This window comes from Sphingomonas degradans (assembly GCF_053502645.1).
Map to the genome: position 1 here is coordinate 3,178,719 of NZ_CP177172.1, position 22,152 is coordinate 3,200,870.

Sequence of the window (22,152 nt, forward strand, 5' to 3'; positions counted from 1 at the left end):
CGATGCGGATTGCTTACGCCGCGCTGGCGCTGGCCGCCTTCGCCGCCCCCGCCCATGCCCAGTCGCTGCCAAGCGGAGGGGTCGAAATCGCCACCGACGAGAACCGGCGCGGCCTGAGCTGGAGCCAGGGGCGTGTCTCCCCGTCTGCCGATCTGTCGCTGGGCCTCGCCGGGTTCGACCTGTCGAGCCGAGTCGTGGATACCCGCGACTCGGTGCGCCACGGCGAGGCGGCGGCCGTCGCCGACCTCGAAATCGGTCGCAGTTTTCGCGCCGGTGGCTTCGAGCTGCGCGGCCATGCGACTGGGCACTTCTTCATCGATGCGCGCGGCAAGATGGATTATTGGGAGCTGGGCGGCAGCGCCGCCTATTCGCTCGGCCCGCTGCGAGCACAGGCGGGGCTGGTCTATGCCCCGGACCAGAACGCGATCGGCGGCGACAATCTGTACCTCTATGCCGATGCCCGTGCCGGCATTCCCGCGACGCCGTTCAGCGTCTCCGCCGGGATCGGCCGCTCCAGCGGCAGCACCGACGACGCGCGCGCGGCGCGCCTGCGCCCGACCGGCAGCTACAGCGACTGGCATGTAGGCATCGAACGCAGCCTGCTCGGCTTCACGCTCGGCCTCGACTATGTCGGCACCGACATCGATCGCCGCGCAGGCACGTCACCCTATGCCGACGCCCGCCACGCGGGCGACCGCGTGATCGGGCGCGCAAGGCTGGCGTTCTAGCGCCGCCCCAGCGTTCGCACGAGCCGGATGCCGACATTGTCGATGCCCGGGTTGCGATCCGAGAACAGGCGGCGGTGGCTGAAATGCTCCCACGTCGCCTCGACCGCCCATCGCGGATCGAGGCGAACGCCGATCGAAGCGTTGGGATTGAACAGTACGCGCGATCCGAACGCCGTGTGGTGGCGGTAAATGTCGTACCGCCGCCACGCCTCGCTGCCGCTCAGGCCGGGCGCAAAGGGATCGGGCGTGAAGCTGTAGCCATTATGGATCGTCACGCCGATCCCGCCCTGCGCGTAGACTCTGCCGCGCAGGGCATGCTGGCGCCATTCCGCGCCCAGGCTGGCGAAGCTGGTCCGCCCCGCCGTGTTGATCTGGAGCTTGGCCGCCAGACGGGGTTTGAGCAGGAACCGCAGCGGCGCGGTGCGATAGGCGAGCTGGACATCGACGGTGCCGTCTTCCTCGCTCCCGTCATAGATCTGCCCCGGCGGCAGCGCGGGGCGGTCGAAGATGAGCTGGCTGCCCAGCGGATGGAAATTGGCGCCGTGTTCGAGGACGCCGATCGCGATCTCTGGCCCCACCCGTCCGTTCGCCCTTTCCTGCGCGCTGGCCGGAGAACAGGCGAGCAGCATCGCTGCGCCAATGACGCCCTTTTTCCACATGATTCCATCTCCCTTTCGCGGCCACACTGTCGCCAAGCCGCGAAACATGCGTATAATCGCAATAACTTTTCGTCAAACAGAAAGAATGTGATGCAGGACAGCTATTGGCTACCGCCGCGCAAGGCGGCGCGCTGCCGCGTGCTCGGCGCGCTGTTCCTCATCGCGGCGCTCGTCATGGCGCCCGTCATTGCCTTTGCGGGGCTAACCCCGGGCGCGAAGCCCTATTGCGGCGGCGGCGATGGCTGTGTGTGGAAGGCGGAGCCGACGATGCTGCTCGCACAAGAAGTACGGGTTCTGGTGATCGCGTCGCCCGAAGCGCAGGCCCGGTTCGAGACCTATGTCGCGCGCCCCGAGATTCGGCTGGGGCTGGCGGGCGTGGAGGCGGTGTCCAAGCTGCCCTTCGCCGTGCTGTTGTTCAGCGTCGGGCTCGCGCTGCGCCGGCTGGGCGGACGCGGCGCCGGCACGCTGCCGCAGGTGTTGCGATGGCTCCGCCGCGCGTCGATCGCCGCGATCTTCTGGGCACTTACCGACCCGCTCTATCAGAGCCTGCTCGAATCGCTGCTGTCCGGCGGCACGCCGACCGGCCCGGTATGGCAGACGTCGATCTATCTCGCGCAGATGGCGGCGCCGCTGCTGCTGGCGATTGCTGCCTATGCCGCCGTCTGGGCGATCGAGGCGGGGTTGCAGGCGCAGCGCGATCTGGACAGCTTCGTCTGATGCCGGTCATCGTCAATCTCGACGTGATGCTCGCGCGGCGCAAGGTGCGGTCGAAGGAACTGGCCGAGGCGATCGGCATCACCGAATCGAATCTGTCGCTGCTCAAATCGGGCAAGGTGAAGGGCGTGCGCTTTTCCACGCTTGCCGCGATCTGCCGCTATCTCGACTGCACGCCCGGCGACATTCTCGACTACGAGCCATCGGACGCGGACCTGCGACTCGACGCGGAGGAATGAGCGGGGCGCGCAGCCCCCGCCCTTATTTCTTCCGCTTGAAGTCCACCGACACGACGTTCGACCCATCCTCGACCGGAGTCGCGATCGGCGCCTGGCCGTCATTCTCGGCCTCGTCATGCGGCTCGGGGCCCTCGGGGCCATCGCTCGCCTGGAAGCGCAGTTCGAAATTCACCGCCGGATCGTGGAAGCCGGTGATCGCCGAGAACGGAATCGTCAGGATCGACGGGATCTGGTTGAAGCTGAGCCCGACCGAGAATTTCTCCGCATCGACGCGCAGGTCCCAGAACCGGTGCTGCATGACGATCGTCATCTCGTCCGGGAACCGCTCCATCAGCCGCTGCGGGATGTCCACGCCGGGGGCGCTGGTCTTGAACGTGATGTAGAAATGATGGGCGCCGGGCAGCGCCTGAGTCGCGGCAACCGAGCCCAGCACGCGGCCGACTACGGCACGCAGCGCCTCCTGGACGATCTCGTCATAGGGAATCAGGCTATCGGGTACGGTTACGGTCATGCCCCTTGGGTAGCGGCTCGAACCCGCTGGTCAAGATTGCATGGAATCCTGCGGTCGCTATGTGGGGCGCCATGCGCACCGCCACGATCAGCCGCAAGACCAGCGAAACGTCGATCGACGTCACGGTCAACCTCGATGGAACCGGCGACTATGTCGTCTCGACCGGCATCGGTTTTTTCGATCACATGCTCGAACAGCTTTCGCGCCATTCGCTGATCGACATGCAAGTCAAGACGATCGGCGACCTGCATATCGATCAGCACCACACGGTCGAGGACACCGGCATCGCACTGGGCGAAGCAGTGGCAAAGGCGCTGGGCGACAAAAAGGGCATTCGCCGCTACGCCGACGCGCTGTCGCCGATGGACGAGACGCTGACCCGCGTCGCGGTGGACATTTCCGGCCGCCCCTTCCTCGTGTTCAAGACCGAATTCAGCCAGAAGCGGCTGGGCGAGATGGACACCGAGATGTTCGAACACTGGTTCCACAGCTTCGCCCAGGGCGCCGGCATCACGCTGCATGTCGAGACGCTCTACGGATCGAACAACCACCATATCGCCGAAAGCGCGTTCAAGGGCCTGGCCCGCGCGCTGCGCGAAGCGGTTGAGATCGATCCGCGCAAGGCCGATTCGATTCCCTCGACCAAAGGCATGCTCTGATGATCGTCGTCCTGCTGAACTATGTCGTCGACCTCGCCGAAATCGACGCGCTGCGCCCCGCCCATGTCGACTGGCTCAAGGCCGGGCTGGCCGAGGGGCGGCTGCTGGTCGCGGGGCGCAAGGTTCCGGTGACCGGTGGCATGTTCCTGGCGCGCGGCACGCTGGACGACGTCCGCGCCTGGGCCGCGACCGATCCGTTCGCGCTGGCCGGGGCTGCCGAATACAGCTTCACCGAAATCGCCCCCAGCATCGTCGCGCCGGGGCTGGAAGCGCTTACGGCGTGAGCGTCGCGCTGATCGACTACGGCGCGGGCAATCTCCATTCGGTCCATAATGCGCTGAAGGCGGCGGGGGCGACCGACATCGCGGTGACTGCCGATCCGGACGCAGTGCTGCGCGCCGATCGGGTCGTGCTGCCCGGCGTGGGCGCATTCGGCGCGTGCGCGCGCGGCCTGCGCGAGATTGACGGCATGGTCGAGGCGCTGGAAACCCGCGTGCTGGCGCAGGGCGCGCCGTTCCTCGGCGTGTGCGTCGGCATGCAGCTGATGGCGACGCGCGGCGACGAGCTGGGCTCGCACGCCGGGCTCGGCTGGATTCCCGGCATCGTCAGCGCCATGCCCCCCGCGCCCGGCGTGCGCGTGCCGCACATGGGCTGGAACGACGTGGTGCCGACAGGCGAGCATCCGCTGCTCCAGCCGGGCGAGGCCTATTTCCTCCACAGCTTCGCGTTCGAGGGCGAAGGCGTGCTCGCCACCACGCGCCACGGCGGCGAAGTGACCGCCGCGATCGGGCGCGACAACATGGTCGGCGTCCAGTTCCACCCCGAAAAGAGCCAGCGCTACGGCATCGCGCTGCTGGAAAGGTTCCTCGCATGGCGCCCCTGATTTCTAAATCCTCCCCGGCACGGGGAGGGGGACCGCGACGCGTAGCGGCGTGGTGGAGGGGGCTCTCCACCAACGGAATCGCGTGGGGCGCCCCCCCTCCACCAGCTTCGCTGGTCCCCCTCCCCGTTCCGGGGAGGATCTTCGCGTGAGCCTGATTATCTTCCCCGCCATCGACCTGAAGGGCGGCCAGGTCGTGCGCCTTGCCGAAGGCGATATGGCGCGCGCCACCGTCTATGGCGACGATCCCGCCGCGCAGGCGGAGATTTTCGCCGAGGCCGGGGCCGAATGGCTCCACGTCGTCGATCTCGATGGCGCCTTTGCCGGTGAATCGGTCAATGGCGGCGCAGTGGCCGGCATTCTCGAGCGCTTCGGCGGCAAGGTCCAGCTGGGCGGCGGCATCCGCAATCGCGAGTCGATCGAACGCTGGCTCGACCTGGGCGTCGCGCGCGTCGTGATCGGCACGGCCGCGCTGGAAAACCCCGATCTGGTCCGCGAGGCCGCGCGCGATAACCCCGGCCGCATCGTCGTTGCCGTCGATGCGCGCGACGGGCTGGTCGCGACGCGCGGCTGGGCCGATGTGTCGGACGTGGCGGTGGTCGATCTGGCCCGCCGGTTCGAGGACGCAGGCGTCGCCGCGCTGCTCTTCACCGATGTGGGCCGCGACGGGCTGCTCAAGGGATGCAATGTCGAGGCGACGGTGGCGCTGGCCCGCGCCGTCTCGATCCCCGTCGTCGCCAGCGGCGGCGTGACCGACATCGCCGACATCCACGCGCTCGCGCCCCATGTCCAGGACGGTATCGAGGGCGTCATCACCGGCCGCGCGCTGTACGATGGCCGGCTCGACCTGAAATGGGCGATCGAAGTGGCGCGGGCATGAGGAGCATATCCACGCCACTCCTCCCCGGCACGGGGAGGGGGACCAGCGAAGCTGGTGGAGGGGGGGCGCCCCATTCGATTCCCTTGGTGGAGAGCCCCCTCCACCACGCCGCTGCGCGTCGCGGTCCCCCTCCCCGTTCCGGGGAGGAATATCGATGACCGTCCGTGCCCGCGTGATCCCCTGTCTCGACGTGGCCAATGGCCGCGTGGTGAAGGGCGTGAACTTCGTCGACCTGATCGACGCCGGCGATCCGGTGGAGCAGGCGCGCGCCTATGACGCCGCCGGGGCCGACGAGCTGTGCTTCCTCGACATCACCGCCAGCCACGAAGCGCGGGGCACGATGGTGGACGTGGTCCGCCGCACCGCCGAAGTGTGCTTCATGCCGCTGACGGTCGGCGGCGGGGTGCGCACCGTGGACGATGCCCGCGCGCTGCTGCTGGCCGGTGCGGACAAGGTTGCGGTCAACTCCGCCGCCGTCGCCCGCCCCGAACTGGTCGCGGAGATCGCCGATCGCATGGGCAGCCAGTGCGTCGTCGCCTCGATCGACGCGCGCCGCGTCGCCGAGGGCCGCTGGGAAGTCTTCACCCATGGCGGCCGCCGCGCGACGGGCATCGATGCCGTCGCCCACGCGCTGCGCCTTGCCGAGCTGGGCGCCGGCGAACTGCTCGTTACCTCGATGGACCGCGACGGCACGCGTGACGGCTATGACCTCGCGCTGATCCGCACCATCGCCGATCAGGTCAGCGTGCCCGTGGTCGCCAGCGGTGGCGTCGGCGGTCTGCCCGATCTGGTCGCCGGCATCCGCGACGGCCATGCCTCCGCCGTTCTCGCCGCATCGATCTTCCATTTCGGCGAAGCGACCGTCGCGCAGGCACATGCCGCGCTCGCGGCGGCAGGCATTCCGGTGCGAAGCCCGGAATAAACCGGGACTATCGCCCCGGCGTGCGCTTCTCCAGCGCCGCGAGGCAGCTCGCCTGGTCGATCGGGCTGCCGTCGCGCTGGCGGGTGTCGATATAGCTGACCACCGGCTCGCCGCGCCCGCCCCGGGGCGGATAGAGATAGGCGTCGAGCACGCAGATCGGCCCGGCGAATTGCAGCTTGCGCGCCGCCCCCTCGCTCACGTCAAGCAGCGGCGTGCCCAGCTGGCCGATCAGCCGGGGCCCGGTGAGCCCCTGAATCGCGCCGACGCTGGCGGGAACTGGCGCTGCGCCGCGCACCGGCACGGGAACATAGCCCGCCGGCCGTGCTTCGGGCACCACGTTGCTGCACGCGCCCAGCACCAGCAGCGGCGCCACGATCCAGACCTTCATCATTTCCTCCCACGGTGGAATGCATGCGTCGCCATGGCCGCGCCGACGATCGGCGCCACCAGGTTCAGCCCCGGCACCAGGAACAGCCCGGTGCCGATCGCCCCCAATGCGAATCGGCGCCACCGGGTCTGCCGCCGCCACTGGGGCAGCTGCGCATAGGGCATGTGCCGCGCCGCCACCATGTCGCCCAGGTCACGCCCCAGCAGCCATGCGTTGACCAGGAAGAAAAGCACGGCAGTCCCCACGCCGGTGACGACCAGCGCGAGATAGACCGGCACCAGCACCAGGTTCGCTGCCACGATGCGCCCCGCCGACCCCAACCCCATCGCCAGCGATCGCCCCAGCGGCACCGGCTGCGCACCGGCATGGGCACCGGGATAGTGCCGCGCCTCGACCGCCGCGACGACATCGTCGGCGAACAGCCCGATCACCGCCACCGCGATCGCGCGGAACAACAGCCACCAGGCAAGCAGGATCAGCACTACCGTCGCCACGCTCGCGAACACGCCATTGTCGCCGCCCACGCCCAGCCAGCCGCCCAGCGCCTGGCGCAGTGCGTCCATCGCGAACCACAGCCCCACCCCCGCCGCCGCGAACACCAGCAGCGTCACCGCCAGCGATTTGAGGAACACCATCGCGATGCGGCGATCCGTCAACTGGGCAAGGGATAGGTAGAATGCCTGAATCATTGCACTATGCCTTGCCCGTCTCTAGGGGCCCTACGCAACCCAATTGGAGCCCATGACTTGACCAGCACCACTTATGACGTGGTCGCGATCGGCAACGCGATCGTCGACATCCTCGCAACGGCCGAAGACAGCTTCATCGAGGAAATCGGCGTGGCCAAGGGCTCGATGCAGCTCATGTTCTCGCCCGAGGAAGCCGATGCGCTCTATGCCAAGATGGGCCCGGGCCGCGAAGTATCGGGCGGGTCGGCCAGCAACACCGTCGCCGGCATCGCCGCGCTGGGCGGCAAGACCGCGTTCATCGGCCAGGTCGCCGACGACCAGCTCGGCGCCGTATTCGCCCACGATCTGCGTGCGGCAGGCGTCGCGTTCGACACTGCCGTCCGCCCCGGCCAGCCGACCACGGCGCGCTGCCTGATCTTCGTCACGCCCGACGGTCAGCGGACGATGAACACCTTCCTCGGCGCGTCGCAGTTCCTGCCCGCCGCCGCGCTCGACGAGCAGGTGATCGCCAGCGGCGCGATCCTGTATCTCGAAGGCTATCTGTGGGACCCCGAAGAGCCGCGCGCCGCGATGCGCAAGGCGATCGACATTGCCCGCGCCCATGGCCGCAAGGTCGCCTTCACCCTGTCCGACGTGTTCTGCATCTCGCGCCACGGCGACGATTTCCGCCAGCTGATCGCCGACGGGCTGATCGACATCCTGTTCGCGAACGAGAACGAGCTGCTCGCGCTGTGCGCGCATGAGGAGTTCGAGGCGGCCGTGGCGCATATGGCGGACAAGGTGCCGCTGCTCGTCGTCACGCGCAGCGAAAAGGGCGCGATTGCAGTTGCCAACGGCGCCCGCGTCGAAGTGCCCGCCGAGCCGATCGACAAGCTGGTCGATACCACCGGCGCCGGCGACATGTTCGCCGCCGGCTTCCTGCACGGCCAGGCGCGGGGCAAGAGCATCGAGGATTCGCTGCGCCTCGGCGCGATCTGCGCGGCGGAGATCATCCAGCACTACGGCGCCCGCGCCGAAGTGGACCTCAAGGCGCTGGCGGAGGCCCGGCTGGGCTGATCGCCGCTTCGGATTTGGCACAAAAAGAAGGGCCGGGGGATCGCTCCCCCGGCCCTTTCCCTTTGCGCGAGGTGGGCGCCGATCAGGCGTCCTTGAACCCCGGCGTATGCGCGTCGCCGATCGGCGGCACCGGCTGTGGCGGCGCGTCGGCATCGGTTTCATGGACTTCCACCAGGCCGCGCCCGACATGGCTGTGGCTGCGGCTATAGGCGAAGTACACGATCAGCCCGAGCACTGCCCAGCCGACGAACAGCGACAGCGTGTAGAGCGAGAGGCTGAAGAACAGGTACAGGCAGCCGAGCACCGCGATCGGCGCGACGATGCCGATCGCCGGGGTGCGGAACGGACGGACGCGGTTCGGATCGGTCTTGCGCAGCACCAGCACCGCAATCGCCACCATCGCGAACGCGAACAGCGTGCCCGAGTTCGAGATGTCGGCCAGCGCCCCCACCGGGAACAGCGCCGCGAAGAGGGCCACGAACACGCCCGTGATCATCGTCACGACGTGCGGCGTGTTGTACTTCGGATGCACCTTGCTCAGCGCTTCGGGCAACAGGCCGTCGCGGCTCATCACGAAGAAGATGCGGGTCTGGCCGAACATCATCATCAGGATGACCGAAGGCAGCGCGATGCCGGCTGCCAGGCCGACCAGGTTGCCGATTTCGCGCCAGCCGATTTCGCGCAGCGTCCACGCCAGCGCTTCCTTCGAGCAGACCACTGCCTGGCTGCTGATATTGGCGCAGGCAGCGGCGAGTTCGGTGCTGCCCGGGGCAATGCCGTTGCCGGCGGCATCCACCAGCGGAGTCGCACCGACCGTGCCGATCACGCCAGCGGCGACCAGGATGTAGAAGATGGTGCAGATCGCGAGGCTGCCGATCAGGCCGATCGGCATGTTGCGCTGGGGATTCTTGGTTTCCTCGGCGGCGGTCGAAACCGCGTCGAAGCCGACATAGGCAAAGAAGATCGACGCCGCAGCCGCCGATACGCCGCCGATGCCCAGCGGCATGAACGGATGGAAATTGGCCGACTTCATCACCGGCAGCGCCAGGATGACGAACACGCTGAGCGCCGTAATCTTGACCATGACCAGGATGGCGTTGACGAACGCGCTCTCCTTGGTGCCGACAATCAGCAGCCAGGTGACGAGCAGCGCGATCAGCATCGCGGGCAGGTTCACATAGCCGCCGGTCGCGATCGCGGTCTGGATCGCCTCGGTCTGGGTCGCGCCGAACGCGACCTGGATATGGGCGATGAGCGCATCGGCGTTGACGATCGACGAGGGCAAAGCGAGCCCCAGATATTCGCGCAGCAACCCGACGAAATAGCCCGACCAGCCCACCGACACCGCGCCAGCCGCCACGGCATATTCAAGCACCAGCGCCCAGCCGACCATCCAGGCCAGCATCTCGCCCATCACCGCATAGCTATAGGTGTAGGCCGAACCCGACACCGGGACCATCGACGCCATTTCGGAATAGCACAGCGCCGCGACCGCGCAGACGAATCCGGCGATGACGAAGCTGAGCATCATGCCCGGCCCCGCCTTTTGCGCGGCCTCTGCCGTCAGAACGAAGATGCCGGTGCCGATGATCGCGCCGACGCCCAGCATGGTGAGCTGGAAGGCGCCCAGCGAGCGATGGAGAGATTTCTTTTCGGCTGTCGCCAAAATGGCATCGAGAGGCTTTACGCGCCCGAATATCATTAGATGGTCCCCTTCGCGGCGATCGTTGCGCCGCCCCATTGGTGAAGCGCGCGAGCCTAGCCGCAAACGCGGGTCGCGCAATCCCTTAGGCGGCGACCTGCGCCAGATTGTTGCGCAGGATACGAGTTTTGGTGGCCATTCCGCACCGGAAGGGGACGGTTGCGGGCAATCCTACCCCGCCAGCATCGGCCCCAGTGCGCGCCCCGCAAAGATATGCACGTGCAGGTGGGGCACTTCCTGATGCGCATCGACTCCCGTGTTCGCGAGCAGGCGATAGCCGGGGGCGACGAACCCGGCCTCGCGCGCAACCGCGCCCACCGCGCGGACGAATCCTGTGATCTCGGCATCCGACGCCGTGGCCGAGAAATCGTCCCACGACACATACGGGCCCTTGGGGATCACCAGGATGTGGTGCGGCGCCTGCGGATTGATATCGTGGAAGGCGAGCGCGAAGTCGTCTTCGTACACCCGGCGCGCCGGAATCTCGCCGCGCAGGATCTTCGCGAAGATATTCTGGTCGTCATAGGGGCGAGTGGCGTCGATCGGCATGGCGTTCCCTCACGCAGTTGCGGGTTCGCGCCGATCCATGCCCCCGACCAACCGCCGGGGCAAGCGCCCGCTCAGGCCGGACGGCTCGCCTTCTCCACGATGCCCGAAACGCCTTCGCGCCGGGCGAGTTCGGCGCGGACATCGTCGAGACCAAGGCCCATGTCGGCGAGCAGGACGCACAAGTGGAACATCAAATCCGCCGCTTCGCCGACCAGCCCGGACGCGTCCCCCTGAATCGCGGCGATCACGACTTCGGTGGCCTCTTCGCCCACTTTCTGCGCGATCTTGGCGCGGCCCTTGTGCGTCAGGCGCGCGACATAGCTGGCATCGGGATCGCCGGTGCGGCGTTCGCGGATCGTGGCTTCGAGCGTGTCGAGAATATCGGCCATGCCCGTTCCGCTGCGGGAGGGCGGGCGGTGAGTCAATCCTTCGGCTTGCGAAAGCGCGCGCGCAGGCGGCGGCGGGCGAACCACACCCCTGCGGCGGCGCAGGCGAACAGCGCGATATCGGACAGCTCGGGCATCGACCGGCTGCCGGCCACGCCGGTATGCGGCGGCTCGTCGGCGGCCATGGCCGGGGCAGCGATCAGGAGCAGGGGAAGCAGCGCGCGCATGGCGCCCGTATAGCGCGGCGACCTTGGCGAAGCGTTAAGCCGCATCCGTCGCGAGCCACTCGGCCCGCACATCGGCGTCCGCCTCCCCCGCCACCCGCGCCGCCCGCGCCGCTTCCCAGCATCCCGGATCGAGCCGCCGCAGCGCCCATACCGCCGCGCCGCGCACTTCCGGCGCCGGATCGTCGAGCAGCGCCACCACCGGCGCCACCAGCGCCGCGCTGGCGCTGTTCCCCGCCGCGATCAGGCAGTTGCGCGTCATCCGGTTGCGCCCGATCCGCTTGATCGGCGATCCGGAAAATACTTCGCGAAATCCCGCATCGTCCAGCGCCAGCAGGTCCGCCAGCGCCGGCGCGGTCAGCTCGGCGCGCGGGGCAAAGGCCAGGTTCGCCTGCGCCGCCGCCGCGAACTTGTTCCACGGGCACACCGCCAGGCAATCGTCGCAGCCATAGATGCGGTTGCCCATCGCCGCCCGAAACTCGACCGGGATCGGCCCCTTATGCTCGATCGTCAGGTACGAGATGCACCGCCGCGCATCGAGCCGATAGGGCGCCGGAAAGGCCTCTGTCGGGCATGCCACCTGACACGCATCGCAACTGCCGCAGCTCTGCCGCCCCGCATCGTCGGGCGCCAGCTCCAGCGTGGTGTAGATCGCGCCCAGGAACAGCCAGCTGCCATGGCTGCGGCTGACGAGATTGGTGTGCTTGCCCTGCCACCCCAGCCCCGCCGCTTCGGACAGCGGCTTTTCCATCACCGGCGCGGTATCGACGAACACCTTCACGTCCGCCCCCGGCGCCTCCGCCACCAGCCAGCGCGCCAGTTCCTTCAGCCGCCGCTTGACCACGTCGTGATAGTCCGCACCCTGCGCATAGACCGAGATGCGGGCATGCTCGCCCTCCCCGGCCAGCGCCAGCGGATCGGTTGCCGGGGCATAGCTCATGCCGAGCGCGATCACCGATCGGACTTCGGGCCACAGCGCGGTGGGGCTTTCGCGCTGGTGCGCGCGCTCCTCCATCCACAGCATCGATCCGTGGGCGCCGCTTTCCAGCCATTCGCGCAGCCGCCGGCCCGCGGCGGGCGCCGCGTCCGCGCGCGCGATCCCGCAATCGGCGAACCCGATTTCGCTCGCTTTCGCCTTGATCCGCGCTTCCAATGGCTTGTCTTGCCGCACGCGCACCCGCTACCACGGAATAGGATTAGGAGGGCGATAATTTGAGCAGCGTTTTGGCGGTAAGCGCCACGGGGCTCGTCAAGCGCTTCGGCGATCGACGGGTGGTGGACGGCGTCGACATCGCGGTCTTGCCCAACCAGATCTATGGTGTGCTCGGCCCCAATGGCGCGGGCAAGACGACGACGCTGCGCATGCTGCTGGGCATATTGGAGCCCGACGAGGGCGCACGTACGCTGCTGGGCCACGCCAATCCCCGCGATGCCAGCGACCGGGTCGGCTATCTGCCCGAGGAGCGCGGCCTGTATCCCAACATGAAGGCGCGCGAGGCGATCGCCTTCATGGGCGCGCTGCGCGGGCTGCCCTGGGCGGTGGGGCGCAAGCGCGCCGACGTGCTGCTCGAGGGCGCAGGGCTGGCCCATGCCGGCGACGAGAAGATCCGCAAGCTGTCCAAGGGCATGGCCCAGCTCGTCCAGCTGCTCGGCTCGGTCGTCCACGAACCCGACCTGCTCGTTCTCGACGAACCCTTTTCGGGACTCGATCCGGTCAACCAGGAGCGGCTGGAAAAGCTGATCCTGGCGCAGCGCGATCGCGGCGCGACGATCCTGTTCTCCACCCATGTCATGGCGCATGCCGAGCGGCTGTGCGACCGGCTGTCGATCATCGCCGGCGGGCGCGTGCGGTTCGAGGGGACGGTGGACGATGCCCGCGCTTTGCTCCCGCTCAAGGCGCAGTACACCCCCCATCACGATGTGGAGGGCGCGGGCGCTTTGCTCCCCGCCGATGCCGAGCGCGCGAATGGCGGCTGGCGCTTCACCGTGCCGGGCGAAGGGATAGAGGCGCTGCTGGTGCGGCTGATCGACGGCGGCTTCGGCGTCGCGGGGCTGTCGATCGAGCGGCCCGGGCTGCACGATGCGTTCGTGCGGATCGTCGGCGAACAGGCACTGGAGGACGCGCAGTGAGCGATTTCAAACGCCTGTGGCGCCAGACCATGACCGTGGCGCGCCGCGATTTCGTGGCGACGGTATTCACGCCCACGTTCCTGCTGTTCCTGTTCGCGCCGGTGATGTTCCTTGCCTTTGGCACGGTCGGCGGGCTCGGCGCACAATCGATCGTCGGCGATGACAGCAAGCTGCAGATGGTGGTGATCGCCCCGCCCGAACAGGCGCCCGCGCTGCGCCAGGTGGACCGGCAATTGCGCACGCTCTTCCCGAAAAAGAGCGATCTGATGCCGCCTGCGCTCACCATCGAGACCCCGGCGGGCGATCCCGCCGCGCAGGCGCGCGCGCTGTTCGACGGCAATCGCGACGTCGCCGCCGTGCTCTATGGCCCGCTCCATGCGCCCGACATCCTGTATGTCCCGCGCGGCTGGACCGAGGCGCAGTTTCTGGGCCAGCTCGCCGAACAGGCCCTGCGCGTGCAGGAACTGGGCAGCACCGCGCCGGTAAGCACCGCCACCAAGACGGTGGTCCAGCGCGGCACGGCGTCGGCCGGGGGCCAGGGTCAGGCCGCGTCGATCGGCGTGTTCGCCATGTTCTTCCTCACGCTGTTCCTGTCGGGCCAGGCAGTGGGGACGATGGCGGAAGAGCGGTCGAACAAGGTCATCGAAATCCTCGCCGCCGCCGTGCCATTGGAAAGCGTGTTCCTGGGCAAGCTGATCGGGATGTTCGGGTCGGCGCTGCTGTTCCTGCTCTTCTGGGCGACGCTGCTGACCAATGCGGCGAAATTCCTCCCCGCGCCGGTCTTCAACGACTTCTTCAGCGCGGGCGCGGCGGTGGGGCCGATCGCCTATCCGCTGCTGTTCGTCGCCTATTTCACCATGGCGTATATGCTGCTGGGTGCAGTGTTCCTGAGCATCGGCGCCCAGACCTCGACTCAGCGCGAGCTGCAGATGCTGTCGCTGCCGATCACCGTTTTCCAGATGCTGATGTTCGGCGCCTCGCTCTCCGCCGCCAACAATCCCGAAAGCTGGATAGCGACCGCCGCCGAGCTGTTTCCGTTCAGCTCGCCCTTCGCGATGATCGCCCGCGCCGGGAACTCGCCCGATCTGTGGCGCCATGCCGCGGCGATCGCGTGGCAGGCGCTGTGGGTGGCGCTCACCGTCACGCTGGGCGCGCGCTGGTTCCGGCGCGGAGTGCTCAAGTCGGGCAGCCCCAAGTTGCGGCTTGGCAAGCTGTTCGGGCGTTGAGTGGAAATTCGCGAAAGAGCGAATTTCGGGGCGGCACCAGCCCGCTCCCCCACCCGGCCACCCATAGAATACACTGGCGTTGGGTGGCCGGGTGGGGGAGCGGGCTGGTGCCGCCAAAATGCGCCGCAGCGCATTTTCAAACGAACGCAACCACTATTGACACAACTGTAAGTTAGGCGTCTCCTGTACCAAAATACAGGAGAGGCACCATGGCAACACTTGCGCCCGAATCGGCGACGGACACGCATGTCGACCCGCTCGATCTGAGCCGACCCGAACTGTATCGCGACGACACCTGGCAGGAACCGGCGCGAAAGCTGCGTACCGAATCCCCCGTCTATTACACCGAACACAGCGCGTTCGGCCCCTTCTGGTCGGTCACGGCGTACAAGCCGCTGGTCCAGGTGGAGTCGCTGCCCGATCTCTATTCCTCCGAAGTCGGCGGTATCACCGTCGCCGATTATCAGGAGGGCGATATCAAGATGCCGATGTTCATCGCGATGGACCGGCCCAAGCACACCGCCCAGCGCCGCACGATCGCCCCCGCCTTCACGCCCAGCGAAATGGCGCGGATGAGCGACAATATCCGCGCGCGCTCCGCCGAGATCCTCGATTCGCTGCCGGTGGGACAGGAATTCGACTGGGTCGATCGCGTCTCGATCGAACTGACCACGCAGATGCTGGCGATCCTGTTCGACTTTCCGTGGGAGGACCGGCGCAAGCTGACTTTCTGGTCCGACTGGGCGGGTGACATCGAAATCGTCAAGGACCCGGCGCGCAAGCAGTTGCGGCTCCAGCACCTGTTCGAATGCGCGGCCTATTTCGGCCAGCTGTGGCAGGGCAAGCTGGGCAAGGAGCCCACGCCCGACCTGATTTCGATGATGATCCATTCGGATGCGATGGCGCATATGGACCAGCACGAATTCCTGGGGAATCTGCTGCTGCTGATCGTCGGTGGCAACGACACGACGCGCAATTCGATGAGTGCGTTCGCCTGGGGGCTCGAACAATTCCCCGACCAGCGCGCCCGGCTGGAGGCCGATCCCGGCCTCATCCCCAATGCGGTGCAGGAAATCATCCGCTGGCAGACGCCACTGTCGCACATGCGCCGCACCGCGACCGCCGACACCGAGCTGGAGGGGCAGAAGATCCGCGCCGGGGACAAGGTGGCGCTGTGGTACGTCTCGGCCAATCGCGACGAGAGCATTTTCCCGGAGGCCGACAAGATCATCCTCGATCGCGAAAATGCCCGCCGCCACCTCGCGTTCGGCCATGGGATCCATCGCTGCGTCGGCGCGCGGCTGGCCGAATTGCAGATCGGCATCCTGATGGAGGAAATGGCGAAGCGCCGTCTGCGCGTGAACGTGCTGCGCGAGCCGGAGCGTGTCGCGGCGTGCTTCGTCCATGGCTATCGCAGCATGCCGGCGGAGCTGAGCCGCTATTAAACCAAGATATGCGCGCGCGGCTGCATCCTTTTGCTGCCGCGCCGCGAACCTATATCCAGGCAACCTCCGCTTGGAAGACCATCATGCACCATGATCGCCGCACGTTTCTGACCGTCGCCGCGCTCGGTGGCCTGACCGCTGCGTGCGGCTCCGGCCCCGCCGAGGCGGCACAGCAATTCCCGTTTCAGCTGACCGACGCCGAATGGAAGAAGCGGCTGTCGCCCGCCGCCTATTACATCCTGCGAAAGGAAGGGACCGAGCGCGCCTATTCCAGCCCGCTCAACAACGAACATCGCGCCGGGATCTTCAGCTGCGGCGGCTGCGCGCTGCCGCTGTTCTCGTCGACCACCAAGTTCGACAGCGGCACCGGCTGGCCGAGCTTCTATGCGCCGCTGCCCAACGCCGTGGGCACGCGGATCGATTCGACGCTGGGGATGCGCCGCACCGAAGTGCATTGCCGGCGCTGCGGCGGCCATCTTGGCCATGTATTCGACGATGGGCCGAAGCCGACGGGCAAGCGCTATTGCATGAACGGCGCGGGGATGACCTTCAAGCCGAGGGCTTGAGACCGGCTCAGTTGACGCCCTGGATCGTCTTGAGGCTGGACAGGTCGAGCTGGAGCGAGGCGACCAGCGTCTTGTCGGCCTTCTTCGCGATCAGCAGCGGGGTGTCGAGGCCCTGCGCAGGGGCGCTGTCGGCATAGATGAAGCCGTTGACCGGATAGGTCGAGGTGCCGAGCCCGCCGACGGGTGCGAACCACACGCGGACTTCGCTCCAGTCGCCAGCGGCAGACACGTCCACCGCGCGGACGTCGCGCTCGATACGGCCGGGGCGCGACCAGTTGGCATGGGTGAGCAGCACTTCGCGGTCGTTGACGATGCGCGACACGGTGGCGACATGGCCGAGCGGCATACGGCCGGTGCGCTGGAACGACATCACGGCGCCGACCTGCGGGGCATTGCCGCGTTCGTAGCGCCCCTCGGCCTGCGACCACCAGGTCCATGCATTGCCGCGAATGTTAACGCCCGAGATTTCGCGAGCGTAGGGGGCGCACTGCCAGAACATGCCCTTTGCCTGGGCCGGGATCGCAGTCATCAGGGCGCAAACCGCCACCAGCGCAAAACGCGCTGCGAAAACTCGGAAATTCATGGACCCCCCGGTCAGGAAGCGACTTCGTTGAAGCCTGATAGCCAGATCATAGAACGAAGGTACAGGGTCCGGGCGCTCCGATCCGACGAACCGTTGCGTCGAGCCGATGGACCGCAGGAACCGGCTGAATCGCGCGTGAATGCCCCCTCTTTCCTCTCGGAATATCCGTAAGGATCACTCCCTACTGTCCCGCCACGCCGCACCGCGGCATCAAGGAAAGGCAGCATTTGTGCTGGGGAAGCGCTTCCCGACACGCTTTTTCAGGGCAGGCGCGTTCGATTCATCGCACCGATGTTGCACCGCAACACGATTTCCGGTTCCTATAATGAACGGGAAAAGAACAGGCAGTTCATTGGCCAGTTAACCACGAGCGTACAGCATCTCTGTCCAAGGCGACCAGCGGGGTGGGAGTAAGTGCAATGGCATCACGGATGAAACCGGCAGAAGGCGCGATGACGCTGGCCGAAATGAAGGAATTTGCGGGCTTCAGCGCCGCGACCCAGCGTTATGTGCGCCGCGCGCTCGACATCGGGCTCGAACGCGACGACGCCGTCGAGCGCTGGTCGCGCGACCCGGTGGAGGCCGCCAGCATCCGCGCCCAGGCGCATATGTACGAGCGACTGGTCGAAGTCCGCGCGCTGATGCCCGACGACAGCGATCTCGACGCGATCGAACCGTTCATGGCGCCGCTGGTGACCGTGTCGGCGTTCGATCTGGGTCAGGGTCGGCTGACCAGCTTCTCCGCCTATCGCTTTCTCTATGAGCGGCTGATGGGCGCCGAAGTGCGGCCGTGGCTGCCCGCCGCGTTCTGCTCGGCGGCGGCATTGCCCCATCTCCACCCCGATCTGCGCCGCAAGCTGCTCCAGTCGATCAGCGAAGCCGCCGCGACCGCATCGGGCTGGTCCAATCGCCAGCCGGCCTTCTTCCCGCAATGGGTGGAAAAGGTCGACACGGCCGCCCTCCCCAACTGACCGGGCGAGCCCCTCCCGGCGAGGGGCTCATCGGCACGAACGCCACCCCATCTCGCCACGCTCGGCCTGGTCGAAATGGAAATGGTCGCGGTGCGCGGCGTTGTAGTCGGGCGACAGCACCGTCGAGAACAGCCGGCACCCGCCGGTGCGCACGTCGCGCAGGAACGCCGCCTTCGCCCCTCCCTTGTCCCAGTCGGCCAGCACGCTGACGCGCGTGCCGTCGCTCAGGCGAAAGCCGGCGATGTCGATGGCGTCCGCCGTGGCATGCTCGCTCCAGTCGCCTGCGCTGCGGCCATAGATGCGGCGGCATGAATAGCTGCCCAGATGCTCGATCCGCTCGACCCGCGCGCCGAAATGCTTCTGCGCGGCGGGCTGGACGATGTCCCATTCCCACACCGCCAGCGCGGCGGCGACCGGGCAGGCGATGCCGAGGTTCGCCGGGCTGTACGTGATCTGCTGCGTGCCCCCCGGCGCGAAGCGGACGGCGTCGGCATAGCCACACTTCCCCTCGCCCTTGCGCGGCGGCAACATGGTGTAGCGCACGCCGGCGGTGCGCAGCAGCGCGCGGCAATGCGCATATTCGTCGGTCAGCCCCGCCAGCTTGCGCCCGGTGAACGCCCCGATCGGCGCGCCAAGGTCCAGCCGGGTCCAGGGCAGGTCCTGCGGCCGGTTGCGCAACAGGGCATAGAGCCCGAACGCGATCCCCAGCAGCACCGCCAGCACGACCAGCGCCTTCAGGGCACGGCGCAGCGCCGTCACGCCCGCTGTACCCGGTCGAGCGGTTCGGCAGTGATCGGGTAGCCCAGCCCTTCGGGGATGCACAGATGCGGCACCCCGCCCCGCGCCTCGATCCAGGGCGTGATCGTGCGCACCGGATACGTCGCGGCATCGGCCGCCGCCTCGGCGAAGCTGGCGAACCCCGCCAGCCGATCCAGGTTGCGGCGCGTAGGGAAGATCACCGTGGCCGCGCCCGAATCGGCGGCATCGAGCACCGCGCGCGCGGTGGTCCAGAAGACGCGGACATTCTCGTTGCCGTCGACCACCGGCTCCGCGCCGACGGGCACGCGGGCGAGATAGAATCGCGTATCGAAGATCTTGTGCGGCACCATGCTGGGCAGCCAACGCGCGAACGGCACCAGAGTGTCGAGCGCCCATTCCGCCCCCGCCCCGGCAAGCAGCGCCCCCATCGGCTCGCCGGCGTACAGCCTGCTCCGGAGCAACGGGATATGCGCAGGCTCCACGGTAAGGCCCACGGCGACGCCCGCTTCCTCCAGCGTCTCGCGCACCGCCGCGATCCGCGCTGCGCCCTCTTCGGGATCATCGGGCATCAACAGCGCCGCAAGCGCCCGATCGCCCGGATCGACTCGCCCGCCGGGAAACACCAGCGCGCCCCCGGCAAAGGTCATCGCCCGCGCCCGCTCCACCATCAGGATTTCGGGCGCGCCGCCGGGCACGTCGCGCATCACGATCACGGTTGCGGCGGGAATCGCCTCTAGCTCTGCCATCCCCCGGACTTAAGCACGCCGCCGCCCGCTCACCACCCCGGTATTTTCAGACGGACACGCACCACCTTGTCGCTGGACGTGATGAACAGCGTCCGGCCATCCTCGCCGAACACGCAATTCGCCGCCGCCTTGCCGGTAGAAATCAGCCCCAGCCGCCGTCCATCGGGCGCGAGAATGTGGATGCCGCCGGGGCCGCTGGCGAACAGATGCCCGCTCGCCGCCACTTTCATCCCGTCGGGCAGGCCGGGCAGCCCCTTGGCCACATCGGCACGGAAATCGGCGAATACCCGCGATCCGCGCGCCAGCCCATCGCTGCCCAGCGGATAGGCATGGATCATCGCCAGCGCCGGATCGGACACCGACACGTACAGCGTGCGCTGGTCGGGCGACAGACCGATGCCGTTGGGGCGAGTCAGCGTCGGGTCGATCAGCGCCACCGAACCATCGGGCGCCAGCCGATACACGCCGTTGAACGCCAGTTCCTTCAGCGGCGACGTGTCCCCTTCGGTCAGCCCATAGGGCGGATCGGTGAAATAGATCGCGCCGTCGGCGGCGACGACCACGTCGTTGCAGCTGTTGAACCGCTTGCCCTTGTACCGCGCCGCCAGGATCGTGCGTTTGCGGGTGGCCAGATCGACGCGCGTGATTGCGCGGGTGCCGCTGTCGGCGATCACCAGCCGACCCTTGGCATCGAGCGTCATCCCGTTCGATCCGGGCTCGCGGATCGCGGCGGGGACCGGCCCTACCAGCCCCGATGGCTTGAGGAAGATCGACTTCCCCTCCCCCTCTTTCCAGCGATAGGCGATATTCGCGGGCGGATCGGAGAAGAGCAGGTACGCGCCATCCTTCACCCACACCGGCCCCTCGGCCCATTGGATGCCGTCGGCGACGACTTCGATCGGCGCGCCGGTATCCAGAATGCTATCCAGTTCGGGATCGAACCGCTCGATCCCGCCCACCGTCTCCGGCGCTGCCCAAGCCAGCCGGGGCAGCAGCGGCAGCACCGCGATTCCCGCGATCAGCGTGCGGCGGTCGATCCTCATCCTGCGCAATCCCTTCATGCAAACGGCCACAGCATCAGCGCGATTGCGAAGCTGGCGAGCCCGGCGATCGTCGCGCCAAGCGTCCAGCTGCGAAAGGTCTGCGCCTCGCTCAGCCCCAGATATTGTTTCACCAGCCAGAATCCGGTGTCGTTGACATGGCTGACCACCGTCGCCCCCGCGCCGATTGCCACCGTGACCAGCGCGACGCGGCCCGGACTGAGCCCCGCCGATGCGATCAGCGGCCCGGCAAGCCCCGCCGCCGTCACCATCGCCACCGTCGCCGATCCTTGCGCCACCCGCACGAACGTCGCGAGCAGGAACGCGAATACCGGCACCGAAAGCTGCGCCGCCGTGACCAGCGCCGTGATCTGCTGTCCCGCGCCCGATTCGATCAGCACTTCCTTATACGCCGCGCCCGCGCCGATGATGAGAACGATCACGCCCGCCGGCTCCAGCGCTCGCGTCATGATCCGCGACAGGATCGTCCAGTCGGCCCCGTGCCTGCCCCGCAGCCACAGCGTGACCGACAAAACCGCCAGCATCAGCGCCGTGAAGGGATGCCCCACGAACAACAGCGCGCTGCGCAGCCCGCCCGCCGGCATTGCCTGCCCCGCCACCGCCGCGGCCAGGATCAGCACCAGCGGAAACAGCATGGCGACCAGCGCGGTCCAGAAGCCGATCGGGTCGGTCTGCGGCGCGTTCTCGTCCAGCATCGGCGGCGGCGTCTGGTCGCCAAAGCCCGGCGCGCCGTGGAACAGCGTTGCGAACACCGGCCCCGCCAGGATCGCCGCCGGAATCCCGCATATCAGGCCATAGAGCGCCATCAGCCCGTAATCGGTATGGAGCAACTCGGCCACCGCAACGGGCCCCGGATGCGGCGGCAACAGCGCGTGCATCGTCATCAAGCCCGCGAGCAGCGGCAGCGCGAAATAAGTGACGCGCCGCCCTGCCCGCACCGACAGGGTCGCGAGCAGCGGCGCCAGCACGATGAACGCCACGTCGAAGAACAACGGGATACCGACGACAAGGCCGATCACGGTCAGCGCCCAGGGCGCCCGCCGCTCGCCGAACAGGTCAAGCAGCCGGTGGGCGATGGCATGGACCCCGCCCGACGCCTCCAGCAGCCCGCCCAACACTGCCCCCAGCCCGATCACCACCGCGACGAATCCCAGCGCCTCGCCCGTGCCCTTGCGGATCGCGGCGATCACCGCCTGCGGATCGGCACCGAACGCCAGCCCCGTCGCCAGCGCGACCAGCAGCAGCGCGACGAACGGCTGGAGCTTGAAGCGCAGCACCAGCACGATCACCGCGCCGATGCTCGCGGCGACCAGCGCCAGCGTCGCCAGCGGGCCGCTCATGCGGCGGTGCGCGTCGGCACGGCGTGGTCCTGTTGCATGTCCATATCCCCTCCGATCCCGTCGCGTCGCGAAGGCGCCCGCCTGTTTGCGAAGGGTCACCGTCCAATGACAGCGTTATCACGGCCCACCCCGGACACAA

General features: G+C 67.8%; 28 protein-coding genes. 14 read left to right on the forward strand and 14 right to left on the reverse strand.

What is annotated here, in order from left to right; translation table 11 throughout:
* The first annotated feature begins 2 nt into the window (after positions 1-2).
* The gene (locus ACG3SL_RS14610; RefSeq protein WP_448661908.1) at positions 3-728 is read left to right on the forward strand and encodes a TorF family putative porin; all 726 of its coding nucleotides are present in this window, start codon (positions 3-5) and stop codon (positions 726-728) included.
* Here ACG3SL_RS14610 and ACG3SL_RS14615 read toward each other — a convergent pair.
* A complete protein-coding gene (locus ACG3SL_RS14615) occupies positions 725-1,387 on the reverse strand; it encodes an acyloxyacyl hydrolase (protein WP_448661909.1) in 663 nt (220 codons plus the stop codon). The genes ACG3SL_RS14610 and ACG3SL_RS14615 overlap by 4 nt on opposite strands.
* A gap of 90 nt (positions 1,388-1,477) precedes the next feature.
* Here ACG3SL_RS14615 and ACG3SL_RS14620 point away from each other — a divergent pair, with 90 nt between their 5' ends.
* Together ACG3SL_RS14620 and ACG3SL_RS14625 are read left to right on the forward strand one after the other, a co-directional pair.
* Positions 1,478-2,104 (forward strand): hypothetical protein, encoded by a 627-nt coding sequence (locus tag ACG3SL_RS14620; protein ID WP_448661910.1) that lies wholly within the window; start codon positions 1,478-1,480, stop codon positions 2,102-2,104.
* Positions 2,104-2,340, forward strand: a complete 237-nt coding sequence (locus tag ACG3SL_RS14625) for a helix-turn-helix domain-containing protein (protein ID WP_448661911.1) — start codon at positions 2,104-2,106, stop codon at positions 2,338-2,340. The genes ACG3SL_RS14620 and ACG3SL_RS14625 overlap by 1 nt, the downstream gene beginning before the upstream one ends.
* A gap of 22 nt (positions 2,341-2,362) precedes the next feature.
* Here ACG3SL_RS14625 and ACG3SL_RS14630 read toward each other — a convergent pair whose 3' ends face one another.
* Complete coding sequence (locus ACG3SL_RS14630; protein WP_448661912.1) at positions 2,363-2,851, reverse strand: SspB family protein; 489 nt, start codon at positions 2,849-2,851, stop codon at positions 2,363-2,365.
* Between the two features lie 71 nt (positions 2,852-2,922).
* On the opposite strand from ACG3SL_RS14630, the gene hisB reads away from it, so the two are divergent.
* The 5 genes from hisB to hisF all read left to right on the forward strand — a co-directional run bounded on the left by hisB (position 2,923) and on the right by hisF (position 6,192).
* Positions 2,923-3,510 carry an imidazoleglycerol-phosphate dehydratase HisB gene (hisB, locus tag ACG3SL_RS14635; RefSeq protein ID WP_448661913.1) on the forward strand — a complete coding sequence of 196 codons (588 nt, stop codon included), beginning with the start codon at positions 2,923-2,925 and terminating at the stop codon, positions 3,508-3,510.
* Complete coding sequence (locus tag ACG3SL_RS14640) at positions 3,510-3,794, forward strand: YciI family protein (RefSeq protein WP_448661914.1); 285 nt, start codon at positions 3,510-3,512, stop codon at positions 3,792-3,794. Before hisB ends, ACG3SL_RS14640 begins: the two co-directional genes overlap by 1 nt.
* Complete coding sequence (gene hisH / locus ACG3SL_RS14645) at positions 3,791-4,393, forward strand: imidazole glycerol phosphate synthase subunit HisH (RefSeq protein WP_448661915.1); 603 nt, start codon at positions 3,791-3,793, stop codon at positions 4,391-4,393. The genes ACG3SL_RS14640 and hisH overlap by 4 nt, the downstream gene beginning before the upstream one ends.
* Positions 4,394-4,538: 145 nt before the next feature.
* A complete protein-coding gene (gene hisA, locus ACG3SL_RS14650) occupies positions 4,539-5,270 on the forward strand; it encodes a 1-(5-phosphoribosyl)-5-[(5-phosphoribosylamino)methylideneamino]imidazole-4-carboxamide isomerase (RefSeq protein WP_448661917.1) in 732 nt (243 codons plus the stop codon).
* Positions 5,271-5,424: 154 nt separating this feature from the next.
* A complete protein-coding gene (hisF, locus tag ACG3SL_RS14655; protein WP_448661918.1) occupies positions 5,425-6,192 on the forward strand; it encodes an imidazole glycerol phosphate synthase subunit HisF in 768 nt (255 codons plus the stop codon).
* 7 nt (positions 6,193-6,199) lie between these two features.
* Here hisF and ACG3SL_RS14660 read toward each other — a convergent pair whose 3' ends face one another.
* Both ACG3SL_RS14660 and ACG3SL_RS14665 read right to left on the reverse strand, forming a co-directional pair.
* Entirely contained in the window at positions 6,200-6,580 is a 381-nt protein-coding gene (locus ACG3SL_RS14660; RefSeq protein ID WP_448661919.1) for a hypothetical protein, read from the reverse strand.
* Positions 6,580-7,269 (reverse strand): EI24 domain-containing protein, encoded by a 690-nt coding sequence (locus tag ACG3SL_RS14665; RefSeq protein ID WP_448661920.1) that lies wholly within the window; start codon positions 7,267-7,269, stop codon positions 6,580-6,582. The genes ACG3SL_RS14660 and ACG3SL_RS14665 overlap by 1 nt, the downstream gene beginning before the upstream one ends.
* Before the next feature lie 57 nt (positions 7,270-7,326).
* Between ACG3SL_RS14665 and ACG3SL_RS14670 the strand changes: the two genes are divergently transcribed.
* Complete coding sequence (locus tag ACG3SL_RS14670; protein ID WP_448661921.1) at positions 7,327-8,325, forward strand: adenosine kinase; 999 nt, start codon at positions 7,327-7,329, stop codon at positions 8,323-8,325.
* An 82-nt stretch (positions 8,326-8,407) separates the two neighbouring features.
* Here ACG3SL_RS14670 and ACG3SL_RS14675 read toward each other — a convergent pair whose 3' ends face one another.
* The 5 genes from ACG3SL_RS14675 to queG all read right to left on the reverse strand — a co-directional run bounded on the left by ACG3SL_RS14675 (position 8,408) and on the right by queG (position 12,357).
* Positions 8,408-10,027: an amino acid permease gene (locus ACG3SL_RS14675; protein WP_448661922.1), complete on the reverse strand. Its 1,620-nt coding sequence runs from the start codon at positions 10,025-10,027 to the stop codon at positions 8,408-8,410.
* Positions 10,028-10,198: 171 nt separating this feature from the next.
* On the reverse strand, positions 10,199-10,576 hold the full coding sequence (locus ACG3SL_RS14680) for a histidine triad nucleotide-binding protein (protein WP_448661923.1): 378 nt from the start codon (positions 10,574-10,576) through the stop codon (positions 10,199-10,201).
* Positions 10,577-10,647: 71 nt separating this feature from the next.
* Positions 10,648-10,965: a phosphoribosyl-ATP diphosphatase gene (locus ACG3SL_RS14685; RefSeq protein WP_448661924.1), complete on the reverse strand. Its 318-nt coding sequence runs from the start codon at positions 10,963-10,965 to the stop codon at positions 10,648-10,650.
* Positions 10,966-10,997: 32 nt separating this feature from the next.
* Positions 10,998-11,189, reverse strand: a complete 192-nt coding sequence (locus ACG3SL_RS14690) for a hypothetical protein (RefSeq protein WP_448661925.1) — start codon at positions 11,187-11,189, stop codon at positions 10,998-11,000.
* Between the two features lie 34 nt (positions 11,190-11,223).
* Positions 11,224-12,357, reverse strand: coding sequence for a tRNA epoxyqueuosine(34) reductase QueG (queG, locus tag ACG3SL_RS14695; RefSeq protein ID WP_448661926.1), 1,134 nt, complete (start codon positions 12,355-12,357; stop codon positions 11,224-11,226).
* 41 nt (positions 12,358-12,398) lie between these two features.
* On the opposite strand from queG, the gene ACG3SL_RS14700 reads away from it, so the two are divergent.
* The 4 genes from ACG3SL_RS14700 to msrB all read left to right on the forward strand — a co-directional run bounded on the left by ACG3SL_RS14700 (position 12,399) and on the right by msrB (position 16,553).
* Positions 12,399-13,316 carry an ABC transporter ATP-binding protein gene (locus ACG3SL_RS14700; protein WP_448661927.1) on the forward strand — a complete coding sequence of 306 codons (918 nt, stop codon included), beginning with the start codon at positions 12,399-12,401 and terminating at the stop codon, positions 13,314-13,316.
* Positions 13,313-14,542 (forward strand): ABC transporter permease, encoded by a 1,230-nt coding sequence (locus ACG3SL_RS14705; protein WP_448661928.1) that lies wholly within the window; start codon positions 13,313-13,315, stop codon positions 14,540-14,542. Before ACG3SL_RS14700 ends, ACG3SL_RS14705 begins: the two co-directional genes overlap by 4 nt.
* Before the next feature lie 209 nt (positions 14,543-14,751).
* Complete coding sequence (locus ACG3SL_RS14710) at positions 14,752-15,987, forward strand: cytochrome P450 (protein ID WP_448661929.1); 1,236 nt, start codon at positions 14,752-14,754, stop codon at positions 15,985-15,987.
* A gap of 83 nt (positions 15,988-16,070) precedes the next feature.
* Positions 16,071-16,553: a peptide-methionine (R)-S-oxide reductase MsrB gene (msrB, locus tag ACG3SL_RS14715; protein ID WP_448661930.1), complete on the forward strand. Its 483-nt coding sequence runs from the start codon at positions 16,071-16,073 to the stop codon at positions 16,551-16,553.
* Between the two features lie 7 nt (positions 16,554-16,560).
* Here the strand turns inward: msrB and ACG3SL_RS14720 are convergent, their stop codons facing one another.
* Positions 16,561-17,136, reverse strand: a complete 576-nt coding sequence (locus tag ACG3SL_RS14720; RefSeq protein WP_448661931.1) for a CHAP domain-containing protein — start codon at positions 17,134-17,136, stop codon at positions 16,561-16,563.
* Positions 17,137-17,555: 419 nt separating this feature from the next.
* Between ACG3SL_RS14720 and ACG3SL_RS14725 the strand changes: the two genes are divergently transcribed.
* On the forward strand, positions 17,556-18,107 hold the full coding sequence (locus tag ACG3SL_RS14725) for a hypothetical protein (RefSeq protein ID WP_448661932.1): 552 nt from the start codon (positions 17,556-17,558) through the stop codon (positions 18,105-18,107).
* A 27-nt stretch (positions 18,108-18,134) separates the two neighbouring features.
* Here the strand turns inward: ACG3SL_RS14725 and ACG3SL_RS14730 are convergent, their stop codons facing one another.
* From ACG3SL_RS14730 to ACG3SL_RS14745, 4 genes are read right to left on the reverse strand one after another with little or no spacing between them, the layout of a single operon-like run.
* The gene (locus tag ACG3SL_RS14730) at positions 18,135-18,857 is read right to left on the reverse strand and encodes an extensin-like domain-containing protein (RefSeq protein WP_448665137.1); all 723 of its coding nucleotides are present in this window, start codon (positions 18,855-18,857) and stop codon (positions 18,135-18,137) included.
* A 5-nt stretch (positions 18,858-18,862) separates the two neighbouring features.
* Positions 18,863-19,612: an NUDIX hydrolase gene (locus tag ACG3SL_RS14735; protein ID WP_448661933.1), complete on the reverse strand. Its 750-nt coding sequence runs from the start codon at positions 19,610-19,612 to the stop codon at positions 18,863-18,865.
* A 29-nt stretch (positions 19,613-19,641) separates the two neighbouring features.
* Positions 19,642-20,655, reverse strand: a complete 1,014-nt coding sequence (locus ACG3SL_RS14740) for an SMP-30/gluconolactonase/LRE family protein (protein WP_448661934.1) — start codon at positions 20,653-20,655, stop codon at positions 19,642-19,644.
* 14 nt (positions 20,656-20,669) lie between these two features.
* A complete protein-coding gene (locus tag ACG3SL_RS14745; protein WP_448661935.1) occupies positions 20,670-22,013 on the reverse strand; it encodes a GntP family permease in 1,344 nt (447 codons plus the stop codon).
* Positions 22,014-22,152: the final 139 nt, after the last annotated feature.

Excerpts from the sequence above, each read along its gene's own strand:
- ACG3SL_RS14625 (WP_448661911.1), top strand. The coding sequence starts at position 2,104 with ATGCCGGTCATCGTCAATCTCGACGTGATGCTCGCGCGGCGCAAGGTG.
- ACG3SL_RS14615 (WP_448661909.1), bottom strand. The coding sequence starts at position 1,387 with ATGTGGAAAAAGGGCGTCATTGGCGCAGCGATGCTGCTCGCCTGTTCT.
- ACG3SL_RS14745 (WP_448661935.1), bottom strand. The coding sequence starts at position 22,013 with ATGAGCGGCCCGCTGGCGACGCTGGCGCTGGTCGCCGCGAGCATCGGC.
- ACG3SL_RS14620 (WP_448661910.1), top strand. The coding sequence starts at position 1,478 with ATGCAGGACAGCTATTGGCTACCGCCGCGCAAGGCGGCGCGCTGCCGC.
- ACG3SL_RS14680 (WP_448661923.1), bottom strand. The coding sequence starts at position 10,576 with ATGCCGATCGACGCCACTCGCCCCTATGACGACCAGAATATCTTCGCG.
- ACG3SL_RS14685 (WP_448661924.1), bottom strand. The coding sequence starts at position 10,965 with ATGGCCGATATTCTCGACACGCTCGAAGCCACGATCCGCGAACGCCGC.
- ACG3SL_RS14710 (WP_448661929.1), top strand. The coding sequence starts at position 14,752 with ATGGCAACACTTGCGCCCGAATCGGCGACGGACACGCATGTCGACCCG.
- ACG3SL_RS14640 (WP_448661914.1), top strand. The coding sequence starts at position 3,510 with ATGATCGTCGTCCTGCTGAACTATGTCGTCGACCTCGCCGAAATCGAC.
- ACG3SL_RS14690 (WP_448661925.1), bottom strand. The coding sequence starts at position 11,189 with ATGCGCGCGCTGCTTCCCCTGCTCCTGATCGCTGCCCCGGCCATGGCC.
- ACG3SL_RS14720 (WP_448661931.1), bottom strand. The coding sequence starts at position 17,136 with ATGAATTTCCGAGTTTTCGCAGCGCGTTTTGCGCTGGTGGCGGTTTGC.
- ACG3SL_RS14740 (WP_448661934.1), bottom strand. The coding sequence starts at position 20,655 with ATGAGGATCGACCGCCGCACGCTGATCGCGGGAATCGCGGTGCTGCCG.
- ACG3SL_RS14725 (WP_448661932.1), top strand. The coding sequence starts at position 17,556 with ATGGCATCACGGATGAAACCGGCAGAAGGCGCGATGACGCTGGCCGAA.
- ACG3SL_RS14735 (WP_448661933.1), bottom strand. The coding sequence starts at position 19,612 with ATGGCAGAGCTAGAGGCGATTCCCGCCGCAACCGTGATCGTGATGCGC.
- ACG3SL_RS14665 (WP_448661920.1), bottom strand. The coding sequence starts at position 7,269 with ATGATTCAGGCATTCTACCTATCCCTTGCCCAGTTGACGGATCGCCGC.
- hisB (WP_448661913.1), top strand. The coding sequence starts at position 2,923 with ATGCGCACCGCCACGATCAGCCGCAAGACCAGCGAAACGTCGATCGAC.
- ACG3SL_RS14630 (WP_448661912.1), bottom strand. The coding sequence starts at position 2,851 with ATGACCGTAACCGTACCCGATAGCCTGATTCCCTATGACGAGATCGTC.
- msrB (WP_448661930.1), top strand. The coding sequence starts at position 16,071 with ATGCACCATGATCGCCGCACGTTTCTGACCGTCGCCGCGCTCGGTGGC.
- ACG3SL_RS14610 (WP_448661908.1), top strand. The coding sequence starts at position 3 with ATGCGGATTGCTTACGCCGCGCTGGCGCTGGCCGCCTTCGCCGCCCCC.
- hisF (WP_448661918.1), top strand. The coding sequence starts at position 5,425 with ATGACCGTCCGTGCCCGCGTGATCCCCTGTCTCGACGTGGCCAATGGC.
- ACG3SL_RS14675 (WP_448661922.1), bottom strand. The coding sequence starts at position 10,027 with ATGATATTCGGGCGCGTAAAGCCTCTCGATGCCATTTTGGCGACAGCC.
- ACG3SL_RS14660 (WP_448661919.1), bottom strand. The coding sequence starts at position 6,580 with ATGAAGGTCTGGATCGTGGCGCCGCTGCTGGTGCTGGGCGCGTGCAGC.